Below are 5,037 nucleotides of genomic sequence, written 5' to 3'. Positions count from 1 at the left end.
TTACATCAAGGGTGTGCTTGTCACACAACCGATGCAAATGACTTCTTAACCTTTTCTTTATTTTCGGATACAATAAACGAGAAGAGATAGATTTTACCAATACAATTCAGGCCGAATAGATGGGAGAGGTTCTCATTGACGCAACAACCACAATCTTCGAAGGTGAATTCGGAACACGCAGAACACTCGGATCATGAGGAGCACGCCCATCGATCGGGATGCGGTATACCGAAGTTCAATACGCGGGATTTGCTAGTACGAGAAGATATTATGACGAAGGCGAAGCAGTTGTCTGAACTCATCATAACAACGGATGAGGTTCGGCAATATCAGCAAGCTGAGAAGCAAATTCAAACGCATACTAGGGTACAAGAGCTGATCTCCACGATTAAGAAGAAGCAGAAGGAACTGGTTGCCTTCCAATCGTTCCAAAATACGAAGATGGTAGATAAGATCGAGAATGAGATTAGTGAACTTCAGGATGAACTGGACAATATTCCACTCGTTGTGGAATTCCAGCAAAGCCAGAGCGATGTGAATTACATGCTGCAACTGGTTATGTCCGTTATTCGTGATACGGTATCTAATAAGATTGAAGTAGAAGCAGCAACCCCTGAAGCGCCAGAATCATGCGACTAAGCACAGATGAATAGAAGAAGGCTTCCTACAGATGATGTGGGAAGCCTTCTTTTTCTTATGAACGGAGAGGGGATCATCGATCATCTTTCATAGTAGGCAGCATTGCTCCAAGGTACACAGATGACGTATGCGGCATAGGAGTAGTATAGTCGTCAGCGAGATTGACCCGTTGGCAGCCTGCGAAACAATCAGGAGAGCAGCTTGCGGAATTGTTCGGTAAGTAGCGGCACCACCTCGAATAAATCACCGACGATCCCGTAATCCGCTACTTTGAAGATAGGGGCTTCCGGATCGATATTAATGGCAACAATGATTCGAGCTTGACTCATTCCTGCGATATGCTGGATGGCTCCACTTATCCCACAGGCAAAATAAATCTCAGGTGTAACAACCTTACCCGTCTGTCCGATCTGCAACGAGTAGTCGCAATAGCCCGCATCACAAGCTCCTCGCGAAGCGCCGACTGCTCCATTCAGCACTCGGGCCAGCTGTTCCAGCGGCTTGAACCCATCGGCGCTTCTCACACCTCGACCGCCAGAAATAATAATTTTGGCCTCTGACAAATCAACGGAGCCGCTCATCTTCGTGACGACTTCGTGGACAACCGTCCGTAGGGATGGGGCGGGGGCAAGCAAGGAATCAACTTGCGGCTTCTGAATGCTCTCGTGAGTCGGAAGCAAACCCGTTTGTTGAGTAACAGGAGTGAAGTTGTTAGGTCTAATCGTGATGATCCAAGGTCTTTCTTGGTTGGCGAAGCGTCTAGTTTCAAATGCTTTGCCTGCGTAGACTGGCCTTAGGAAGGTCGTGTCGGAGTCATCTGCACGAATTGATACGACATCGGATATCTGACCTGTATGGAGCTGAGCTGCTAGCATTGGCGCAAGATCACGTCCCATCGCCGTATGCCCAAGCAGCACGACGTCAGGCGATTGCTGCTCTATAAAGGCATGCAGTGCCGCGAAATACGTCTCCGCCTCGTAATATTTATACCTCTCATCATCTGCGCAGCTAACTTGCGCAATTCCTGGAATCATCAAGGACTGGATTGTGTCCCCTGCAAGTTGAAACCCAATGACAAGCACAATAATTCGATCATCAGGCTTCGCCATTTGCGCGGCAGCACCAAGCGCTTCGAATGTAACCTGGCGCAATCGATCTCCGCGTATTTCAGCAATAACAGCATATGTGCGGCTCATAGCAGCACTCCTTTCCAGTCGATAGCACGCTTGCGGCTTCATGTTAAGGCTCAATCGTTACAAGTAAGTGCGTGTTCAATTTGCAACCTAGTTAGAGAGAGTTAGAAGAGAGAGGAAGCATTGCGTAGCGATTGAACCAATTGCTCTACTTGCTCCGATACAGTGCCCTTCAATATCTGCCCCGCCTGTCTCGGGGGAGGAAGCTCGAGGGCTACTCGCTCTGTGGCAGGAGCATAAGATTCATTCTGAAGCTGTGCGGAAGCCGACCGCTTTTCGATCGGCTTCCGCTTCGCCTTCATAATGCCTGGTAGAGTCGGATATCTGGGCTCGTTCAATCCTTGCTGTGCCGTAAATAATGCAGGCAAGGTCACTTTGAGATTCTCGCTATCACCTTCTGCGTCACGACTGACCGTTACCTGCGAATCATCGATGCGCTCGATCGAAGTGATCGCAGCGACATGTGGCAGGTCGAGCAGGCTGGCGACACGGACAGCAACCTGGGCACTGCCTTGATCGACAGAGAAATGACCAGAGAAGATTAGATCCGGCTGTTTCTCCTGCAATGTCTTTGCGAGCAAATGAGAGATTGTGAATTCATCCATCCCCCCTGTGTCACTTGGCGACAATACAAGATGTATGGCTTCGTCTGCTCCCATTGCGAGCGCTATGCGAAGCGCTTCCTCGGAACGATCAGGGCCGGCAGTCACAACGGTGACTACACCGCCATGATTTTCTTTCCATCGCACGGCTTCTTCGATGGCATATTCATCATAGGGATTTATTATCCATTTTACTCCGTCTTCAGAGAGCAGACCATCTGTAATTATGACTTTTTCTTCTGTGTCGAACGTTTGCTTCATAAGCACAACTAAATTCAAGGTCATCACCCCAAGTTCCGGCTTCATTACGATCATTGTATGGGGAAATGTTCGGACTTATCTCTACTACTTACTTTTATTCGAATTTCATTAACCAGTGGTCATAAAAGGCAAGAACGTATTTTTTCATGTCCCAACTCATATCCATCAAACATAGTTCTTATCGAACAGCTATGTTGAGCAAAACGAGATCAGGCATGTATCACCCAAAAGGGAGGGGAGGTATGGTGCTGATTTATGTAAAATGGCTTGTCTTTCTCTTCGTTGTTGCGATTGGCATCGGCTTGGCTGCTGCTGCAATTCGACATCGAGTCAGCTACATAGGCTTGGGGCAGGCAGGCACGAAGCCAACCGATCAGGCGAGGCGAACCATGCGTGCCATCGGACAGACGTTCGGTCAAGGCAAGCTGTGGAAGGATCCGCGAAGTGGGTTTATGCACGCAGTAATGTTCTACGGATTCCTCCATTTGCAGGTCGGAGCACTAGATTTGATTTGGAAGGGGTTGACCGGCCACTCACTGCCGTTGCCAGCCCATCATGTCTTCATCGTGGCACAGGAATGGACAGTGCTCATGGTGCTCACAGCAGTATTGTTTGCAGTCTATCGACGCTACGTGGAGAGGCTGCCGCGCTTGAAGCGGGGGTGGAAGCCCTCAATTGTACTATTCTTCATCGGCGGATTGATGGTGACTGTCCTTGGCACCATGACATTCGATTATGCGCTAGAGGCCTTGAATGGAGTTGGAGGGCCTAATGGCTCGATTACGGCAGGAATTGCATCGGCTATCGTAATGCCTTTGTCAGTTGGCGCACATGCAGAACTGTGGCTCACAGTCGGATATGAATTATTTTGGTGGTTACATTTGCTGATTCTGTTTTCATTTCTCATATATGTGCCGCAATCGAAGCATTTCCACCTGATAACTGCACCGATCAATCTCTGGCTGAAGCGTCCAGAGGAAGAGACAGGGAAGTTGAAAATGATCAATTTGGAAGACGAGGAGGCAGAATCATTCGGGGTTGGAGCAATCGAGCAATTCGAGCGGAAGCAGTTGCTTGATCTGTATGCCTGCGTGGAGTGCGGACGCTGTACGAATGTGTGTCCTGCATCGCATACGGGCAAGCTTCTCTCTCCTATGCATCTCATCTCGAAGCTGCGTGATCACTTAACCGAGAAAGGGGCAGCCGTAACTTCGACCAACCCGTGGGTACCAAGCTTGGCAGCACCCGGGTCGCTGCCGTTCCATCGCATGGCGGAGGAAGGTGAGCAGCAGGCCGGAGGTGCAATTGACGAGTCAGCTGCGCTGCAGCGATTTCAGCAAGGAATGCAGGGGACGATGGCTAAGCAGCAGGTGAGATGGCTGAGAAACATACCTGATGAGCGGCATCCGTCTGCTCAGTCAATCGAGTTGATCGGTAATGTTATTACCGAGGAAGAACTATGGGCATGTACAACATGCCGCAACTGCGAGGATCAGTGTCCAGTCGGAAATGAGCATGTCGATAAAATTGTAGACATGAGGCGCTATCTGGTGCTGACACAAGGGCAAATGCCTGTGGACGGACAACGAGCGCTGCAAAATATTGAGCGTCAGGGCAACCCATGGGGGATCAGCCGCAATGACAGATTCAAATGGGCCGCAGAGTGGACGAAGGAAACAGGTATAACTGTGCCGACAGTTAAGGAGCGTCCAGATTTCGAGGTGCTGCTATTCGTGGGAGCTATGGGTTCCTATGATATGCGTACACAGCACGTAACGAAGGCACTAATTCGTCTTTTCCATGCAGCTGATGTGGCATTTGCTGTTCTTGGCAATGAAGAGCGGAGCTCAGGAGATACCGCGCGGCGTATGGGCAATGAATTTTTGTTTCAGCAGATGTGCGCGGAGAATATTGCAACATTCCACAAATATGGTGTCCAAAGGATCGTAACCGCTTGTCCGCATACGTATCACACCTTGAAGAAAGAGTATCCGGATTTTGGGTTGGATTCAGAAGTGCAGGTTTATCATCACACAGAATGGCTGTATCAGTTGTGGCAGGCGGGGCGTTTCCGCTTCGTTCATCCGGTTCATGAGAGCGTCGCTTGGCATGACTCCTGCTATTTGGCACGTTACAACGGGATTATTGACATGCCTAGAGAACTGCTGCGTGCAGTGCCAGAACTAACGGTGCTTGAATTGGAACGAAGTGGGGATAATGCGATGTGCTGCGGGGCAGGCGGTGGTCAGATGTGGATGGAGGAAACGTCTGGGACGCGCGTCAATGTGGCGCGGGTAGAGCAGGCACTTCAGGTTCAGCCTTCTGTGATTGGGTCTGCATGT

At 49.8% G+C, this 5,037-nt stretch carries 4 protein-coding genes; 2 read left to right on the top strand and 2 right to left on the bottom strand.

The window, feature by feature from the left end; translation table 11 throughout:
* Nucleotides 1-135: 135 nt before the first annotated feature.
* On the top strand, nucleotides 136-639 hold the full coding sequence (locus AZ66_RS26805) for a RicAFT regulatory complex protein RicA family protein (RefSeq protein WP_044357678.1): 504 nt from the start codon (nucleotides 136-138) through the stop codon (nucleotides 637-639).
* A gap of 188 nt (nucleotides 640-827) precedes the next feature.
* On the opposite strand, the gene AZ66_RS26800 is transcribed toward AZ66_RS26805, so the two are convergent.
* Entirely contained in the window at nucleotides 828-1,835 is a 1,008-nt protein-coding gene (locus AZ66_RS26800; protein ID WP_044357677.1) for an electron transfer flavoprotein subunit alpha/FixB family protein, read from the bottom strand.
* Nucleotides 1,836-1,936: 101 nt separating this feature from the next.
* Entirely contained in the window at nucleotides 1,937-2,713 is a 777-nt protein-coding gene (locus AZ66_RS26795; protein ID WP_044357679.1) for an electron transfer flavoprotein subunit beta/FixA family protein, read from the bottom strand.
* Between the two features lie 224 nt (nucleotides 2,714-2,937).
* On the opposite strand from AZ66_RS26795, the gene AZ66_RS26790 reads away from it, so the two are divergent.
* Nucleotides 2,938-5,037 (top strand): (Fe-S)-binding protein (locus AZ66_RS26790; RefSeq protein WP_044357675.1); only part of this gene is annotated, 2,100 nt, incomplete at its 3' end.

Source organism: Paenibacillus sp. E194, from assembly GCF_000935845.1.
In the GTDB taxonomy this organism is placed as follows: domain Bacteria; phylum Bacillota; class Bacilli; order Paenibacillales; family Paenibacillaceae; genus Paenibacillus_B; species Paenibacillus_B alvei_B.
This window is presented reverse-complemented; position numbering and strand designations above follow the sequence as displayed.

Excerpts from the sequence above, each read along its gene's own strand:
- AZ66_RS26800 (WP_044357677.1), bottom strand. The coding sequence starts at position 1,835 with ATGAGCCGCACATATGCTGTTATTGCTGAAATACGCGGAGATCGATTG.